This is a genomic window from Frisingicoccus sp. (genome assembly GCA_016298055.1).
Taxonomy (GTDB): domain Bacteria; phylum Bacillota; class Clostridia; order Lachnospirales; family Lachnospiraceae; genus Frisingicoccus.
In genome coordinates this window covers 1-17,536 of the sequence record JAEDDO010000009.1, presented here as the reverse complement: position 1 = coordinate 17,536, position 17,536 = coordinate 1, and the positions used below count along the sequence as shown (strand labels likewise).

Annotated in this window: 18 protein-coding genes; 14 read left to right on the top strand and 4 right to left on the bottom strand. The window is 40.6% G+C overall.

Going from position 1 to position 17,536, the window contains the following annotated elements; translation table 11 throughout:
• Nucleotides 1-70 precede the first annotated feature (70 nt).
• The 4 genes from QZZ35_RS01785 to QZZ35_RS01770 all read left to right on the top strand — a co-directional run bounded on the left by QZZ35_RS01785 (nucleotide 71) and on the right by QZZ35_RS01770 (nucleotide 3,468).
• Nucleotides 71-1,282 carry a bifunctional 3,4-dihydroxy-2-butanone-4-phosphate synthase/GTP cyclohydrolase II gene (locus QZZ35_RS01785; RefSeq protein ID WP_291234363.1) on the top strand — a complete coding sequence of 404 codons (1,212 nt, stop codon included), beginning with the start codon at nucleotides 71-73 and terminating at the stop codon, nucleotides 1,280-1,282.
• Nucleotides 1,283-1,330: 48 nt separating this feature from the next.
• Nucleotides 1,331-1,792: a 6,7-dimethyl-8-ribityllumazine synthase gene (gene ribH, locus QZZ35_RS01780; RefSeq protein WP_291235890.1), complete on the top strand. Its 462-nt coding sequence runs from the start codon at nucleotides 1,331-1,333 to the stop codon at nucleotides 1,790-1,792.
• Between the two features lie 35 nt (nucleotides 1,793-1,827).
• Nucleotides 1,828-2,481, top strand: a complete 654-nt coding sequence (locus QZZ35_RS01775) for an HAD family hydrolase (RefSeq protein ID WP_291235889.1) — start codon at nucleotides 1,828-1,830, stop codon at nucleotides 2,479-2,481.
• 81 nt (nucleotides 2,482-2,562) lie between these two features.
• Nucleotides 2,563-3,468, top strand: coding sequence for an alpha/beta hydrolase (locus QZZ35_RS01770; RefSeq protein ID WP_291235888.1), 906 nt, complete (start codon nucleotides 2,563-2,565; stop codon nucleotides 3,466-3,468).
• Nucleotides 3,469-3,502: 34 nt separating this feature from the next.
• Here QZZ35_RS01770 and QZZ35_RS01765 read toward each other — a convergent pair whose 3' ends face one another.
• Nucleotides 3,503-4,990 (bottom strand): carboxypeptidase M32, encoded by a 1,488-nt coding sequence (locus tag QZZ35_RS01765; protein ID WP_291235887.1) that lies wholly within the window; start codon nucleotides 4,988-4,990, stop codon nucleotides 3,503-3,505.
• A gap of 208 nt (nucleotides 4,991-5,198) precedes the next feature.
• Between QZZ35_RS01765 and QZZ35_RS01760 the strand changes: the two genes are divergently transcribed.
• On the top strand, nucleotides 5,199-5,711 hold the full coding sequence (locus tag QZZ35_RS01760) for a CarD family transcriptional regulator (protein ID WP_291235886.1): 513 nt from the start codon (nucleotides 5,199-5,201) through the stop codon (nucleotides 5,709-5,711).
• A 39-nt stretch (nucleotides 5,712-5,750) separates the two neighbouring features.
• Here QZZ35_RS01760 and QZZ35_RS01755 read toward each other — a convergent pair whose 3' ends face one another.
• From QZZ35_RS01755 to QZZ35_RS01745, 3 genes are read right to left on the bottom strand one after another with little or no spacing between them, the layout of a single operon-like run.
• Nucleotides 5,751-6,530, bottom strand: coding sequence for an ABC transporter ATP-binding protein (locus tag QZZ35_RS01755; protein ID WP_291235885.1), 780 nt, complete (start codon nucleotides 6,528-6,530; stop codon nucleotides 5,751-5,753).
• Nucleotides 6,527-7,414: an ABC transporter permease gene (locus QZZ35_RS01750; RefSeq protein WP_291235901.1), complete on the bottom strand. Its 888-nt coding sequence runs from the start codon at nucleotides 7,412-7,414 to the stop codon at nucleotides 6,527-6,529. The genes QZZ35_RS01755 and QZZ35_RS01750 overlap by 4 nt, the downstream gene beginning before the upstream one ends.
• A 28-nt stretch (nucleotides 7,415-7,442) precedes the next feature.
• A complete protein-coding gene (locus QZZ35_RS01745; RefSeq protein WP_291235884.1) occupies nucleotides 7,443-8,501 on the bottom strand; it encodes an ABC transporter substrate-binding protein in 1,059 nt (352 codons plus the stop codon).
• 205 nt (nucleotides 8,502-8,706) lie between these two features.
• On the opposite strand from QZZ35_RS01745, the gene QZZ35_RS01740 reads away from it, so the two are divergent.
• From QZZ35_RS01740 to QZZ35_RS01700, 9 genes are all read left to right on the top strand, one after another.
• The gene (locus QZZ35_RS01740) at nucleotides 8,707-9,774 is read left to right on the top strand and encodes an FAD:protein FMN transferase (RefSeq protein ID WP_291235883.1); all 1,068 of its coding nucleotides are present in this window, start codon (nucleotides 8,707-8,709) and stop codon (nucleotides 9,772-9,774) included.
• 114 nt (nucleotides 9,775-9,888) lie between these two features.
• Entirely contained in the window at nucleotides 9,889-11,241 is a 1,353-nt protein-coding gene (gene rsxC / locus QZZ35_RS01735; protein ID WP_291235882.1) for an electron transport complex subunit RsxC, read from the top strand.
• A 19-nt stretch (nucleotides 11,242-11,260) separates the two neighbouring features.
• The gene (locus tag QZZ35_RS01730) at nucleotides 11,261-12,208 is read left to right on the top strand and encodes an RnfABCDGE type electron transport complex subunit D (protein WP_291235881.1); all 948 of its coding nucleotides are present in this window, start codon (nucleotides 11,261-11,263) and stop codon (nucleotides 12,206-12,208) included.
• Complete coding sequence (locus tag QZZ35_RS01725; RefSeq protein ID WP_291235880.1) at nucleotides 12,208-12,774, top strand: FMN-binding protein; 567 nt, start codon at nucleotides 12,208-12,210, stop codon at nucleotides 12,772-12,774. Before QZZ35_RS01730 ends, QZZ35_RS01725 begins: the two co-directional genes overlap by 1 nt.
• Nucleotides 12,774-13,460, top strand: coding sequence for an electron transport complex subunit RsxE (rsxE, locus tag QZZ35_RS01720; RefSeq protein ID WP_291235879.1), 687 nt, complete (start codon nucleotides 12,774-12,776; stop codon nucleotides 13,458-13,460). Before QZZ35_RS01725 ends, rsxE begins: the two co-directional genes overlap by 1 nt.
• A complete protein-coding gene (locus QZZ35_RS01715; RefSeq protein ID WP_291235878.1) occupies nucleotides 13,460-14,056 on the top strand; it encodes an electron transport complex protein RnfA in 597 nt (198 codons plus the stop codon). Before rsxE ends, QZZ35_RS01715 begins: the two co-directional genes overlap by 1 nt.
• 13 nt (nucleotides 14,057-14,069) lie before the next feature.
• Nucleotides 14,070-14,837 carry an RnfABCDGE type electron transport complex subunit B gene (locus QZZ35_RS01710; protein WP_291235877.1) on the top strand — a complete coding sequence of 256 codons (768 nt, stop codon included), beginning with the start codon at nucleotides 14,070-14,072 and terminating at the stop codon, nucleotides 14,835-14,837.
• A gap of 67 nt (nucleotides 14,838-14,904) precedes the next feature.
• Entirely contained in the window at nucleotides 14,905-16,071 is a 1,167-nt protein-coding gene (locus QZZ35_RS01705) for a MalY/PatB family protein (protein ID WP_291235876.1), read from the top strand.
• A 139-nt stretch (nucleotides 16,072-16,210) separates the two neighbouring features.
• Nucleotides 16,211-17,497 carry an aminotransferase class I/II-fold pyridoxal phosphate-dependent enzyme gene (locus QZZ35_RS01700; protein ID WP_291235875.1) on the top strand — a complete coding sequence of 429 codons (1,287 nt, stop codon included), beginning with the start codon at nucleotides 16,211-16,213 and terminating at the stop codon, nucleotides 17,495-17,497.
• The last annotated feature ends 39 nt before the right edge of the window (nucleotides 17,498-17,536 follow it).

Below are 17,536 nucleotides of genomic sequence, written 5' to 3'. Positions count from 1 at the left end.
AAGAAAAAGCGGGCAGAAGTATTTTGCTTTTGACATCAATATATACTCAAAAGAAAGAAGGACGAAAAAGATGAGCGAAACATTTAAATTCAACACAATTGAAGAAATTCTGGATGATTTAAGAGCAGGAAAGAATATCATCCTGATAGATGATGAAGACAGAGAAAATGAAGGCGATGTTATCTGTGCGGGAGAATTCGCCACACTGGAAAACATTAACTTTATGGCAGCTCAGGCAAGAGGACTGATCTGTATGCCGATGTCCAGAGAATATGTGGATAAACTGGGACTTCATCAGATGTGCGTTCATAATACAGACAATCATGAGACAGCTTTTACGGTTTCAATTGACCATGTAAGCACAACGACAGGTATTTCCGCTTATGAGCGTTCAATCACAGCAATGAAAACTGTCGAAGAAGATGCAAAACCGGAAGATTTCAGAAGACCGGGTCATATGTTCCCTCTTCTTGCAAGAGACGGCGGTGTTATCGAACGTCACGGACATACCGAGGCAACTGTCGATTTGATGAAAGCGGCAGGATTAAAACCGGTAGGTCTTTGCTGTGAAATTATGAAAGATGACGGAATGATGGCAAGAACACCGGATCTTATTGAATTTGCAGAAAAACACGGATTAAAGATCGGTACAGTAAAGGATCTTGTACATTACCGCAAAACGCATGAAAAATTTGTCGAGTGTGTGGCAAAAGCCAAAATGCCGACACGTTACGGTTATTTTGAAATTTATGGATATATCAATAAATTAAACGGTGAACATCATGTTGCCCTTGTTAAAGGTGATATCACAGACGGAAAACCGGTACTGTGCCGTGTACATTCCGAGTGTCTTACAGGCGATGCTCTCGGATCTGCCCGCTGTGACTGCGGTCAGCAGTATGATGCGGCTATGAAGCGTATTGCTGCCGAAGGACGCGGTGTTCTGCTTTACATGCGTCAGGAAGGACGCGGTATCGGTCTGATCAATAAGATCCGTGCATATGAACTTCAGGATCAGGGCTATGATACAATTGAAGCCAATATTAAACTTGGATTCCCGGCAGATGCCAGAGATTATACAATTGGTACACAGATTCTTGTCGATCTCGGTATTAAAGAGATGCGTCTTATGACAAATAATCCGGAAAAAGTTTACGGTCTTGAAGGTTACGGCCTGTCCATCGTTGAACGTGTTCCGATTCAGATGGAGCTTGGAGAAGATGATGCCTTCTATCTGAAGACAAAACAGGAAAAGATGGGTCACTGGTTAACATATAAGTAAAATGGATTAACAATTTAAATAAACTATGTTAAAATGGAGGATATAATAATGAAAACAATTGAAGGAAAACTGATTGCAGAGGGATTAAAAGTAGGTATTGTTGTTGCACGTTTTAATGAATTTATCGGTTCCAAATTATTAGGCGGTGCAATTGACGGACTCGTTCGTCATGGAATGAATGAAGATGACATTGAAGTTATTTGGGTTCCTGGAGCATTTGAAATTCCTGTTATGGCACAGAAGATGGCTCAGAGCAAAAAATATGATGCAATTATCTGTCTCGGTGCAGTAATTAAAGGTTCCACATCTCATTATGACTATGTTTGTGCAGAAGTATCCAAGGGCATCGCTTCCGTATCACTCCAGTTCGGACTTCCGGTTATGTTCGGCGTTCTGACAACAGACAATATTGAACAGGCTATTGAACGTGCCGGTACAAAAGCAGGAAATAAAGGATATGACTGTGCACTCAGCGCAATTGAAATGGCAAATCTGTTCCGTCAGATGTAATTTTTCTGAAATCAATCTTCCTGGAAGGAAACAGAATGGAAAATATTAAAACAATTATTTTTGACTATGACGGTACGATTCATGACAGTACAAAAATCTATTCGGATGCTTTTCGTATCGTATACCAGCAGATGGTTAAGGAAGGGGAAGCACCATGGCGTGAGTTTTCTGATGAAGAAATCACAAAATGGCTCGGCTACAGCGCACAGGATATGTGGGATGCTTTTATGCCTCATCTTTCCCAGGCAAAGAAGATGCGGTATTCGTCAGAGATTGGACGGATCATGACCGAACGTATAAAAAATAAGCAGGCAGTTTTATATGATGGTGCGTTGGATACGCTGGCTTATCTGAAAGGTAAAGGATATCATCTTTTATATTTAAGCAACTGTGGACCGGATTATATGAATATGCATGCGGAATGTTTTAATCTTAGAGATTATTTTGAGCATATGTATTGTACCGGAGATTACGGCTTTAAGCCGAAGCACGAAATTTTTAATGTGATCAAAGAAGAATTTCCGGGAGAATATCTGATGGTCGGAGATCGTTTCCACGACATGGAGGTTGCAAAATATCATAAGGTATTTACAGCAGGCTGTGCGTATGGATTTGGCACCATGAAGGAGATTGAGGATGCGGACATCATCCTGAATGATATCCGTGATTTGAAAAAAATTTTGGTTTAAATGAATATTTAATAAAAAGGCATTGCAAATAGAGATAATTTGTGGTGCCTTTTTGGTATTGGGATGAAGGGTGATGTAAGTATGAATATGTGGATGGCAAAAAAGTGGATAAATTATATGAATCGCATGACTGAGATGGCCTTTAAATGGGAAAAGCCGCCAAAAAATATACATATTCTGGAAAATATTTCTTATATAGAAGATGGAACAGAACAGCATAAGCTGGATATTTTATATCCGGATATTAAACAGGAGCTTTATCCGGTCATTGTCAATATTCATGGCGGGGCTTTCTGTATGAATTCTAAAGATAATATTTACAGAAATTACGGAATACGGTTGGCCGGTAATAAGTATGCTGTGGTAAATATAAATTACCGTTTATCGCTGGATGCTGTTTTTCCTGCCCAGGTAGAAGATGTCATATCTGCCATTCATTTTATATGGAAAAATGCGGATATGTATCATCTGGACAGGGAAAGGCTCTTTGTATCAGGTGATTCGGCGGGCGCCTATCTGGCTGCGATGGCAGGTTGTGTTTCATCACATAAGAGACTTCAAAAATATTACGGATGGAATACAGACATCCACATTCGCGGACTTGGACTGTGCTGCGGTATGTATGATTTTGAATCTTACCTGAAAACAAAAGTTATATTTCCATTAAAACGAACATCCACATGGCTGCTTTTTGGCACGAAAGATATAACAAAAGCAGATGCATTTACCTATTCATCTGTATTAAAACATATCAATGAAAATTTTCCTCCGACCTATATCATGGAAACCGAGATGAATTCTTTTGTGGAAGAAGCTTTAAGAATGGAAAAAATTCTGAAGAAAAAGAATGTGGCATACAAAATACATATCTACCCGAAAAAGGATAAACTCATGCATGCCTTTCATGTGATGGATCATTACAAAGAAGGTGATGAGGTTTTGAAAGAAATGTGGGATTTTTTGGCGACAGGTTCCTCGACTTACTGATTTATCAGCGAGTCGAGGAACCTGTCCCTAATGTTTAAAATTTTTCTTTCAGATAGTCGATGTAGTACTGAGGGTTAAAGGCTTCCCCCATCATATCTGTGAGAATTTCATTTGTTGTTTTTGTTTTCCCAAAACGGTGGACATGATCTTTAAGATATTCATTGATCGGTTGGAAGTTTCCCTGTTCCAGATAGGTCTCGAGAGGCATAACTTTTTTTAAGTGGGCATGTATCTGGGCGGCAATGGCATTGCCTAAAGCGTAGGAAGGGAAGTAACCGAAGCTTCCTCCGGCCCAGTGGATATCCTGTAAAATGCCTTCGGAATCTTTTTCCGGTGTAACACCGAGATATTCTTCGTATTTTTTGTTCCAGATTTCCGGCAGACGATCAATGTCTATATTTTCTTCGAAGATCATTTTTTCAATTTCATAACGTATTAAAATATGGAGAGAATAGGTGAGCTCGTCCGATTCTGTGCGGATCAGGCTTGGTGCGGACTTGTTAATGCCGAGAATAAACTGATCCAGATCCACATCCTTAAGGGAATCCGGGTAGAGTTCCTTTAATTCCTTGAAGAGTGGTACCCAAAAGGCCCGGCTTCGACCAAGGTTGTTTTCAAAAAGACGAGACTGACTTTCGTGCATACCCATGGATGTACCTTCTCCTACAGGTGTCATTGTAAGATCATCATCTATATGCATCTCATAGAGTGCATGTCCGCTTTCATGAATCGTGGAGAAAATGGCACTTTCCAGATTGTGTTCATCATAATTTGTTGTGATACGGACATCTTTATTGTGGAGATTTGTTGTAAATGGGTGTGCACTTTCTTTCATGACACCCTTTTTGAAATTAAAACCGACATGTTCTGCCAGACGATGATTGAATTGTTTCTGGAGTTCGACAGGGTAGGTCCGATAGTTGTAATCTTTATTGATTTTATCTTTATTCTCTGTAGCTTTTTGAACTAAAGGAAGTATATTTTCTTTTAATGTTTCAAAGAAATGATCAAGTTCTTTCATTGTAAAGCCTTCTTCGAAATCATTCAGGAGAAGGTCATAGGATTTCATCTTTTTCTTTCCCGCTTTGAGTCGATAGTGGATAAATTTTTTCTGATATTCAATAATCTCTTTTAAAGTCGGTGCAAAAAGGCTGTAATCGTCTGCTTTTTTTGCCCGGGCCCAAATGGAAGAGGCTCTGGCAGTGAGACCCTGATAGGCTTCATATTCTTTCGGTGGGATCGGTTCCATGCTGTCATATTGTTTCTGGATATCTTTGACAATAGCTGCTTCTTTCACACTGAGATCCTTTTCTTTTGCGAGCTGTTTTAAAAGCTTTTTAACATCCGGATTAATGATAGCTTCATAATAAGCGGTAGAGAGGAGCTCTATTGCTTTGGCAGTTTGTTCCGATGCTTCCTGGGGAGCTTCTGTTTCATTATCCCATTCAAACAGGATGAGTGCACTTTTTAAAGCATAGGCTTTCTCAAGCCATGGAATCAGTTGTTCAAAAGTTGTATTCATAGGGTTTGACAATCCTTTCTTTTTCTATTCTTATGTTAGATTATACACTTTTCGGGGAAATATGTGTAGACGCTTTATCGAACTGGATTTATTTATTTTGTACAAATACGAAAGGTGTGAGATTTGTTTAAAATACACATGACATTTTTTGTAAAAATAGGGTATACTAAAAATACAGTATGTTGTTAAGAAAAGGGGTGAATCCAAAATGTTTCAGGTAGATGAGATGGTTCTTTACGGAACAAATGGTGTTTGCAGAGTGGCAGCGATCGAGGACCGGGATTGTGGCGGCAAAATGGTTACTTATTATATACTCAAGCCCTTTTATCGTGCAGGTTCAACGGTGTTTGTGCCTGTGAAAAATGAAAAACTGACTTCCAGAATGCGGCCGGTACTTACAAAAGATGAGATTGACAGTATGATCCGCACCATTCCAAAAGAGTACAGTGGATGGGTCGAGGATGAAAAAATGCGGAAAGAGAAATTTAAAGACATTGTAGGAAGGGCGGATACATTCGAATTGATTCAGCTCATAAAGAGACTGATTGAACAAAAACGCTCTGTCATAGCCAGAGGAAAAAAACTTCATATCGGAGATGAACGTATACTGCAGGAGGCAGAAAAGATGATCTGTGATGAATTTTCGTATGTACTTGGCATTTCAAAGGAGGAAGTACCGGATTATATAAAGAAAGTCATGAGAGAAAAAGCAGAGGTATAAAAAGAAGGAGAAAGCTTATTTTAAGCTTTCTCCTTCTTTTTAAAGTGAATTGCCGTATTCCAGACTGATTTCATTAAATTTGTCAAGAATGTCAGACAATGGAAGATTTTTCTTTTCTTCACCGGAAACATCCATGATCGCATGGCCCTGATGCATCATGATCAGACGATTACCGTACTGGAGAGCAAATTTCAGGTTGTGTGTGACCATTAACGTTGTCAGTTTCTTTTCATGAACAAGACGATTGGTCAGTTCCATAATATTATCTGCCGTTTTTGGATCAAGGGCAGCTGTATGTTCATCCAGAATCATGAGGGATGTAGGGGTCATCGTTGAAGTCAGCATGGCTAAAGCCTGGCGCTGACCGCCTGAGAGAGAGCCGACTTTATCGTGAAGACGATTCTCAAGACCAAGTTTTAATGTCTCAAGCATGGTGCGATAATAATCCAGACGATCTCTTTTTATTCCGAATCCAAGATTAAAAGGTTTGCCTTTGTTGTCCGCAAGTGCAATATTTTCAAGAATACTGAAGGAAGGACAGGAACCCTTCGACGGGTCCTGATAGACCCGGGATATAAACTGAGAACGTTTATATTCTTTCATCTTTGTAATATCTTTTCCATCGCGTATGATCTGACCCTGATCCGGAGAGAGACTGCCGCATAAGAGATTTAACATGGTTGTCTTTCCGGAACCGTTGCTTCCGATGACAGCTATAAAATCATCGTCATGGATCGAAAGGTTAAAATCTGAGAAAAGAACAGATTCATTGACTGTACCGGCCTGAAAGGTTTTATAAATATGACTTAATTCGATCATTTTACGGAACCTCCTTTTCCATCCATAGCACGTCTGGAAATCAGTGCGATAAGGAAGATAATCGTCATTAATAATTTCAGATTATTCGGATTGATTCCCATATTGATTGCAAGAGACAGGCAGGCTTTGTAAACGATCGCACCGAAAATAACAACAAGCGTCGGTTTGATCACAGGGATTTTTCCAAATAAAGCCATACCGATAATAACGGAAGCAATACCCATAACAAGCATTCCTGTACCCATGGATATTTCAAAATAGCGCTGCTGCTGGCAAAGGACTGAGCCGGCAACGGCTACAAGGCCATTGGCGATCATCAGACCGACGATTTTTACTTTGCCCGAATCCTTCGCGAGAGATGTTACCATGACTTCATTATCACCAGTGGCACGAAGGAGCATTCCGGAACGGGTCTTTAAATATAAGTCCAGCAGAAGTTTAAGAACAATAGCCAGAATAAAGATAATAACTAAAGTTACATATCTGGACATTGATTCAGGAAAGAAAGCTGCGAGACCACTGTTAAAAATCGTTTTAGCTTTATTAATAGAAAGCAAAGCGGTTCCGCCCACGATCATCAGATTGACAGAGTAAAGTGCCGTACTTGTTAAAATACCCGAAAGAAGATCGGTAATCTGAAGTTTGACGTGGAAAAAACCGGTAACAAATCCGGCGATGGCTCCGCAGCCAAAAGCGGCAACAAGAGCAAGCCATGGATTAAAGCCGAGACTTAAAAGAATTGCAGTCACGGCAGCGCCAAGCGGAAATGTACCGTCAACAGAAAGATCCGGAAAATTCAGGATACAGTAAGTGATATAAATACCCAGTGCCATAATACCGTAGATCAGACCCTGCTCTAAAATACCACGGATGATCGAAACAATAATATCCACGAGTCAGTTCCTCCTAAGATTATTCGTTTACTTCTGTATAAGCGTCAGCGTATGCATCAGGAATTGTCAGACCGAACTGGCTCATAACTTCACTGTTGACGTAGAGAGAACCGCTGCTGATAACCTGAACAGGCATGGAAGCAGCATCTTCACCATTTAATACAGCAGCAGCCATTTTTCCTGTCTGACGTCCGAGTTCAATATAATCAAGCCCCATAGCGGCAGCACAGCCATTGACAACCTGTTCGATCTCAGAACCGAAAACAGGAATACCGGCATCTGTTGCCTTTGCAAGCAGTGTATCGAGATTGTTTACCACGTTATTGTCTGTCATATTTGAAATACAATCTACCTTATTTACAAGGCTGTCCAATGCGATTGGGATATCAGCAGAGGAAGCCACACCGGATTCAACGATTTCAAAATCATATTTTGGCGCAAGTTCTTTATAAGTTTCCAGAGTACTGATGGAGTTGACTTCGCTGGTTGTGTAAAGGATACCGATTGTTTTAGCTTCCGGCATCATGGCGCGGATCATCTTTAACTGATCTTCTACAGGAAGAGCATCACTTGTTCCTGTACAGTTTGATCCGGGAGCTTCAAGAGATTCAACAAGTTCAGCGGCTACAGGGTCGGATACAGCTGAGAAAATCGTAGGAATATCTGTACCCTGTGCAGCATTGTAGCAAGCCATGGCACTTGGAGTGGCAATGGCACATACAAGATCATATTTTTTTGAAACAAAGTTCTGTGCAATGATACTTGCATTCGATGTATCATTCTGAGCATTCTGATAGTCAACCGTCAGATTTTCGCCCTCAATAAATCCTTCTTCAGCCAGACCTTCTAAAAAGCCTTCACGGCAGTTGTCGAGAGAGCCGTGTTCGGCAATCTGGGTAATACCTATTGTGTAGGAACCTTCAGCAGTTCCTGCATCTTCGGCAGATTCTGCAGCAGCAGAAGTTTCAGTGGATTGTGTCTCGGCAGATGTTGTCTTTGTATTGCCAGAGCATCCGCTAAGAAGTGCAGCAGTTAAAACTGTGCATACAGATACTTTCATAAATAAAGATCTTTTCATAATGATATGCCTCCTGTTTAAAATTTGGATATACGATTTATTCTACAACCCGGCAGGAGGTAATGTCAATGGAAAATAAAAAAGGGATGACAAGAGTTGTATTTTTTTCGATACAAAAAAGAGTTCTTCGAAAAATCTGGGGTTGTTGCTTGAAAAAAAAAAGATAACAGTGTAAAATAGAACAATATGGAGAGAAGAAATAGTAATGAGTAATTCAAAAAGAAAATCAGTAAAGACGATTGTTGCAGTTTTATTTCTGATAATAGCAATGATGGTTTTTGTTTCGTGCGATAAAGTGACGCAAACCGAGGATGTGAAAGCACAGGATACAGCTTTTTCCATGGGCACAGCCATTACATCTACTTTATATGGAAGTAACTCAGATATTCTCGAACAAAATCTTGCCTCTGTCAGAGAATGTCTTTCTAAAGTTGATCAGGAGATTTCCTGGAGGAATGAAGGATCTTTGACAGATATTTTTAACAAAGAGCACAGCGTCTCCGTTGGGAACCGGGAAGAGGTTTTTCGTCAGGCATTGGATGTGGCCAAAGAGAGCGGCGGGGCATTTGACCCGACGGTGCTGTCCGTATCTGAATTATGGGATATTGGCGGTGAGAATGAAAGACATCCTTCAGATGAAGAAATTCAGACGGCTCTGGAGAAGGTTGATTATACGGTGATTTCACTGAATGAGGATGTATTATCCTGTGAAAATCCAGATGTTTTATTTGAACTGGGTGCAATTGGAAAGGGATATGCATTGAAAGAAGCTTATGAAGCGATTGATAAGTCTCAGGTTTCGTCAGGTGTTATCAGTGCAGGAAGCTCGATTCTTACCTTTGGTACAAAACCGGATGGCAGCAAGTTTCGTGTGGGACTTCGCAATCCAAGAGGCGATCAGGACGATCTTATCGGAATATTCGAATTGACAGATTTGAGTGTCTCAACTTCCGGTGATTATGAGAAGTATTTTGAAGAAGACGGTAAACGTTATCACCATATACTGGATGCCCGCACCGGTTATCCGGCAGACAGCGGCCTGATGTCCGTTACCGTCATTGGTAGAGACAGTACTTTATGTGATGCTTTATCAACAGCCGGTTTTATTCTTGGGCTGGATGAAGGCATGAAGATGATGGATAAATATGCAGTTATGGCAATATTTGTTGATAATCAGCGAAATGTGTATTATAATAATGAGAGTATCCTTGACATACTGACCTTTGACGGTGCGTCAGAAGGATATACATTAATGTCTTATTATGATAAATAAGGATATACCTAAATAGTCAGGATGGATGGAGGTTCAGGACTATTTAGTATATTATATATTAAATCATTAAACGGAGGGTTTGCCTGAAGTTTAAATTTAAAGAGGAGGATTCAAATGGCTAAAAATTCAAATGGACTTCTTTGTAAGTTAGGAATTGTAAAAAGCCCTGGAGCACCAGTGCCTCACAGAAAACACACAAAAGATTGTGCAACTGTGGACATGCCGGCTCCAGCAAAGGTCACCATGGTTATGCAGCAGCATATCGGTGCACCATGTGCGCCTACTGTTAAGGTTGGCGACGAAGTGTTTGTCGGTACCGTTATCGGTGACAGCACTGCACCTTTCTCAGCACCAATTCATTCTAGTGTGTCTGGAAAGGTAGTTAAAATCGATTCTATTTTGATGCAGAATGGTTCAAAAGCTCAGACAGTCATTATTGAAAGTGACGGACAGCAGACAGTTGATCCATCCATCAAAGCGCCGGTTATTAACAGCGATGCAGATTTAATCAAAGCTGTTCATGATTCAGGTCTTGTAGGTCTTGGTGGTGCTGGTTTCCCTACACATATCAAGATCAGTCCAAAACCGGAAGTTAAAGCAGCAATTGATCATTTACTGATCAACGCAGCTGAATGTGAACCATATCTTACACCAGACGTTCGTCAGATTCTTGAAGATTCTGAAAACGTTGTTGAAGGTATGAAACTGGTTGCAAAACTTCTTGATGTCAAATATGCTGTCATCGGTATTGAAGACAACAAGCCGGAAGCAATCAAACTTATGACAGAACTTCTTGCTCAGGTGAAGATCGACGGTATCACTTTCAAAGTTGAAACTTTACCATCCCGTTACCCACAGGGTGCTGAAAAAGTTTTAATTGACCAGTGTACAGGTCGTCAGGTACCTCCGGGAAAATTACCATCTGACGTTGGATGTGTTGTTATGAACGTAACATCTGTTGCTGTTCTTGCAAACTATGTAAAGACTGGTATGCCTTTAACAACAAAACGTCTTACAGTTGACGGTGCCGGCGTAAGCAAACCTATGAACGTTCGTGTTCCGATTGGTACATCTATTAAAGATGTTATCGAATTCTGCGGCGGATATAAAGGTGCTCCTGCAAAAGTCATCTCCGGTGGTCCTATGATGGGTATGGCTATGGCGAGCGATGAGTTCCCTATTCTTAAACAGAACAACGGTATTTTAGTATTTGATAAAGAAGAAGCAGATTTATCTGCAACTACAGATTGTATCCGTTGCGGACGTTGTGTCAACGCCTGTCCGATGAACCTTATGCCTACAAAACTCGAGGCATATACAAATCTCGGCAGAACGGATGAATTACAGAAACTTAACATTATGAACTGTATGGAATGTGGATGCTGTGCATTTGTTTGTCCGGCAAACCGCAGACTTGTTCAGTCTATCCGATTAGGCAAAGGCCTGGTCAGAAATGCCAGCAATTAGAAAGTAGGTGTAATAAACAATGGATGGTAAATTAATCGTTTCTTCATCACCTCATATTTCCAGCCCGGTGAAGACAAAAAATATCATGCTTGATGTTATTATTGCGTTGATTCCTGCTTTAATTGCATCAGTGTATTTCTTTGGACCACGTGCATTAGCACTTGTTGTTGTTACAGTAATCGCTTGTGTGGTTTCTGAATATATTTCCCGCAAGGTTATGAAACGTCCTCAGACAATCGGTGACCTCAGTGCGGTTGTTACAGGTATGCTTTTAGCGTTCAACTACCCGGCTACACTTCCATTCTGGATCGCAGCTCTCGGCGGTGTTGTTGCTATCGTAGTTGTTAAACAGATGTTCGGTGGCTTAGGACACAACTTCGCTAACCCGGCAATCACTGCCCGTGTTATTCTGTTAACATCTTTTGCACTTCGTATGACAACATGGGTTGCTCCTCATGCTTGGCAGGGAACAGTAGATGCAACATCTACAGCAACACCTTTAGCACTGATCAATTCAGGTGCTACAGATGAACTTCCTACATATGCTCAGATGCTGATCGGTGAGAGAGCAGGATGTCTTGGTGAGACATGTATCATCGGATTATTAATCGGTGGTATCTATCTGGTAGCTAAAAAAGTTATCAGCCCGATCATTCCTGTTTGCTACATCGCAACAGTATTTGTATTATCCGCAGTATTAGGACAGGATCCGGTTATGCAGATTCTCTCCGGTGGTCTTTTCCTCGGTGCGATCTTCATGGCAACAGATTATGTTACAAGTCCTATTACAAACAAGGGTAAAGTTATTTATGCTATCGGCTGTGGTATTATCACAGTTCTTATTCGTCAGTTTGCATCCCTTCCAGAAGGTGTATCTTACTCCATCCTTCTGATGAACATTCTGACACCACATATTGAAAATGCAACAACTCCAAAGACATTTGGTGTTGGAAAGGAGGCCAAATAATGAGTATGAATCCTAAAGATATTTTTGGCCCAACTGCGGTACTTGTTATCGTTGCTGCAGTTTTCACTGCATTGGTTGTAGGTACAAACGGGCTTACAGAAGAAAAAATTGCTATTTTAAATCAGCAGACAGCGGATGCTGCAAAAGTTGAAGTACTCCCTGAAGCTGACAACTTTACAACAGAAACAGTTACAGTTGATTCTGTTGGTGATGTTGAATACTATGCTGCAGAAAACGGTGCAGGTTATGTATTCAAAACTTCTTACAAGAGCTACGGCGGTGCACTTGTTGTTATGACAGGTATCAGCGCTGAAGGCGAAGTAACAGGTGTTAAAGTTACAGAATGTAGCGATACACCAGGTTTAGGTTTGAAATCTCAGACTCCTGAGTTCCAGGGTCAGTACCAGGGTGCTATTCCGGAATCTGGTGCATTTGAAGTCACAAAGACAGGTGAAGCAGGTAAGATTGATGCCATTTCCGGTGCAACAATTACAACAACTGCTGTAACAAACTCTGTCAACTATGCAATTGAAGCATATAATCAGGTCACAGGAGGTGCAAACTAATGGCTAAAAAACAGAAAAGCTTATTTGAGATTTTCACAGCCGGTTTCGTTAAAGAAAACCCTGTATTACGTTTAGTATTAGGTACATGTCCGACTCTGGCCGTTACAACTATGGCGTTCAACGGATTAGGTATGGGTCTTGCAGCAACAGCTGTATTGATCTGTTCCAACGCTCTTATTTCCGCTTTACGTAAGATTATTCCAGATAAGATTCATATTCCGGTATATATTACAATTATCGCAGCTTTCGTATCCGTGGTACAGATGCTTGTTAAAGCGTTCGTTCCAGCTTTGGACAGCGCGTTAGGTATCTTCCTTCCATTGATCGTTGTTAACTGTATCATTCTTGGCCGTGCAGAAAGTTTTGCCGGTAAGAATAAAATTATTCCTTCCATCGTTGATGGTATTGGTATGGGTCTTGGTTTCACAATCGCTCTCGTATGTATGGGTAGTATCCGTGAAATCATCGGTGCAGGTACATGGTTCGGAATTCAGATCCTTCCAGCTGCAATCGATCCAATGTTAATCTTAATCCTTGCTCCTGGCGGTTTCTTCGTATTCGGTGTACTTATGGCTTGTGCGAATAAGTTAGCTGAAAAGAAAGGTAAAGCACCAGCAACATTAAATTGTGCAGGTTGCCCGGCATCAGCAAGTTGTGGACAGGCTCAGAAAGGAGGATGTGAATAATGTCAGTTACAGGTTTAATATCGATCTTTTTGGCAGCTATTCTTACTAACAACTTTGTATTATCCAAATTCTTAGGTATTTGTCCATTCCTCGGTGTATCCAAGAAACTGGATACAGCAGTTGGTATGAGTGTTGCGGTTATCTTTGTTATGTTTATTGCAACAGCCGTTACATGGCCGATTCAGATGTTTATTCTTAATCCAAACGGATTATCATATTTACAGACAATCGTATTTATCCTGATCATTGCTGCATTAGTACAGTTTATCGAGATTTTCTTAAAGAAATATATCCCGTCTCTGTATTCAGCACTTGGTATTTATCTTCCGCTGATCACAACAAACTGTGCAGTACTTGGTGTTACCACATTAAATATTGACGAAGGATACAACTATGTTGAATCTCTCGTTAATACAGTTGGTGCAGGTGTTGGTTTCATGGTTGCCATGGTAATCTTCTCAGGTGTTCGTGGCCGCATGGAAACAAGTGATGTTCCTAAGTTTTTCCAGGGACTTCCAATCGTACTTATCGCTGCATCTATCGTTGCTTGTTCTTTCCTCGGTTTCGGAGGATTAGTAGACGGCTTGTTCAATTAAGGAGGATTTACTCATGGGAATTATCGTAGTAGCAGTAATCGGCCTTATTGCAGGTCTGATTCTTTCCGTTGCTTCGATCGTATTTGCTGTTCCGGTTGATGAGAAAGCACAGGCGATTGAAGGCGTTTTACCAGGTGCTAACTGTGGTGCCTGTGGTTTTGCCGGTTGTTCCGGTTATGCAGCAGCTTTAGCAGCAGGTACTGCTGCAGTTGGTCTTTGCTCTCCGGGTGGACCAGATGTTGCAGAAGAATGTGCAGAGATCTTAGGTGTTTCTGCAGGTTCCGTTGAGAAAAAAGTTGCAGTTATCCAGTGTGCTGGTGTATGTGACGTTGTAGATCGTAAATTAGAATATGATGGTATTGATACATGTCAGGCTGTAAGCCTTATGTTTGCCGGTGACAGTGCTTGTCAGTACGGATGTCTTGGACATGGTGACTGTGCAGCTGTTTGTCCGGAAAATGCCATTACAATCTGCAATGGTCTTGCAACAGTTAACGAAGACCTCTGTGTAGGCTGTGGTCTTTGTGCAAAAGCTTGTCCTAAGAATGTTATCATCGTTGTTCCTCAGAAATTCAATCAGCATGTACGCTGTCTGAATAAGGACAAAGGTGCTGAGACAAGAAAGACATGTAAAGTTGGTTGTATCGGATGTATGAAGTGTCAGAAAGAATGTGAAGCTGGCGCTATCACTGTTACAAACTTTAACGCAACAATTGACTACGATAAATGTACAAACTGTGGTCATTGTAAAGAAGTTTGTCCGGTACATGCTATTCAGTAAGATCTGGACAGAGGGGATATCTTTAGCTTAGGCTGGGATATCCCTTTTTTTGATTGGAGTTGATAAAATGCACTATAATTTTGATACAATAGTTGATCGGAAAAATACAAATTCAATTAAGTATGACTTTATGGAAGAGTTTCACAAACCGGCAGATTGCCTGTCCATGTGGGTAGCCGATATGGATTTCCAATCACCGATCGAAGTGCGTGAAGCATTGACTAAGGTGGTTGAACAGGGAATTTATGGTTATACAGATATGAAAGAAGACTATTTTGATGCTGTATCCTCCTGGTTTGAGACAGGATTTGGATGGAAACCGGAAAAAGAATGGGTTATTAAGACACCGGGCGTTGTTTTTGCCATTGCACTTGCAGTACAGGCCTTTACAGATCCGGGTGACAGTATCATCATCCAGACACCAGTCTATTATCCTTTTGCACGTACTGTAAAAAATAATGAACGTAATCTTGTCACAAATCCTTTGAAATATGAAGACGGAAAATATGTCATGGATTTTGAGGATTTTGAGGAGAAGATAAAAAAAGAGAATGTCAAAATGTTTATTCTCTGCAGTCCGCATAATCCGGTAGGACGTGTGTGGACAAAGGAGGAATTAGTTCGATTGGGAGATATTTGTGATCGGTATGGTGTCATTGTTGTATCCGATGAGATTCACTGTGATTTTGTCTATGAAGGATACAAGCATACAATTTATGCATCTTTAGGGGATAAATATGCATCCCATTCGGTCATCTGCACGGCACCAAGCAAGACTTTTAATCTGGCAGGGCTCCAGGGTTCCAATATTTTTATACCAAATGAAGAACTGAGAAAAAAATATATTAAAGCAAAGGCAAAAACAGCCTATCAGGAAATTAATATGATGGCCTTTGCTGCTACAAAAGCAGCTTATACCTTCGGACGTCCATGGCTTACGGAACTGAAACAGTATCTGGCAGGAAATGTTGGATATGTCCGTGAATTTCTTAAAAAAGAAATGCCGTCGGTCCGTTTAATTGAGCCTGAAGGTACCTATTTAATATGGATGGATTTTTCAGAACTTGGACTTTCAGATGAAGAATTGGATGATCGAATTGTCAATAAAGCCGGCTTATGGCTGGACAAAGGAACAATGTTTGGCAGTGAGGGAGAATTCTTCCAGAGAATGAATATTGCATGTCCGAGACAGATTGTTGTCGAAGCAATGGAAAGATTAAAGAAGATATTGTAAAAATGACGGACAAATGTTTTCCAGAAGCGGAAAATTGGGTAAATTGCTGTAATTTAATAAAGTGTCGTTAAATTCTTGTCACATAGATAACTTTGGTGTATAATCTATCATTGATGAATCGACAGGGAGGAAATGACACATGAAAACTTACAGTCAGATGAGTAAAGATGAACTTTTAGCATTAAAGAGTGATTTGGAGAAATCCTATAAGGCATTTAAAGATCAGGGATTAAAGCTTGATATGTCAAGAGGAAAGCCTTCCTCTGAACAGATGGACCTTGCCATGGGTATGATGGACGTCTTTCACAGTAAAGCAGATTTAACCTCTGAGAATGGTACAGACTGTCGAAATTATGGTTCACTTGATGGTCTTCAGGAAGCGAAAGAACTGCTGGCAAGCATGATGGAGTGTCGTGCGGAGAGCATTATTGTTTATGGAAACTCAAGTCTGAATGTAATGTATGATACAATATCTCGTTCGGTAACACACGGTGTTATGGGTAATACACCATGGTGCAAACTGGACAAAGTAAAATTCCTTTGTCCTGTTCCAGGATATGATCGGCATTTTGCGATTACAGAATATTTTGGAATAGAGATGGTCAACGTTCCGATGACTCCGGAAGGTCCGGATATGGATATCGTTGAGAAACTTGTTTCAGAAGATGATACGATCAAAGGTATCTGGTGTGTACCTAAATATTCCAATCCACAGGGCATCAGCTATTCAGATGAAACTGTACGTCGGTTTGCACGCCTGAAACCTGCAGCGAAAGATTTTCGTCTGTATTGGGATAATGCTTACTGTATACATCATCTTTATGAAGACAGACAGGATAATATTCTTGAAATTATTGATGAATGTGAAAAGGCCGGTAATCCGGATTTAGCATACAAGTTTGTTTCCACATCAAAAGTATCCTTCCCGGGATCCGGTGTAGCTGCACTTGCAGCATCCAAGGCAAATCTTGAAGATATCAAAAAACAGCTTGCTATTCAGACCATCAGTTATGATAAATTAAATCAGCTTCGTCATGTACGTTTCTTTAAAAACATTGACGGTATGAGGGAGCATATGAAAAAACATGCAGCGATCCTTCGTCCGAAGTTCGAACTGACATGCGATATTCTTGACAGAGAATTAGGCGGTCTTGGAATTGGCGAATGGATTCGTCCGATCGGCGGTTATTTCGTCAGCTTTGAATCTATGGAAGGCTGTGCAAAAGCGATTGTTACAAAAGCAAAAGAGGCCGGAGTAGTTATGACGGAGGCCGGAGCGACCTTCCCGTATAAGAAAGATCCGAAGGACACGAACATCCGTATTGCACCAAGTTTTCCTTCAATTGAAGAACTTGGAAAGGCGATGGAGCTGTTCACATTATGTGTGAAGTTAGTAAGTATAGACAAATTACTGGAAAACATGTAAAATAAAAAGCATGGTGTATAAGGCACCATGCTTTATTTT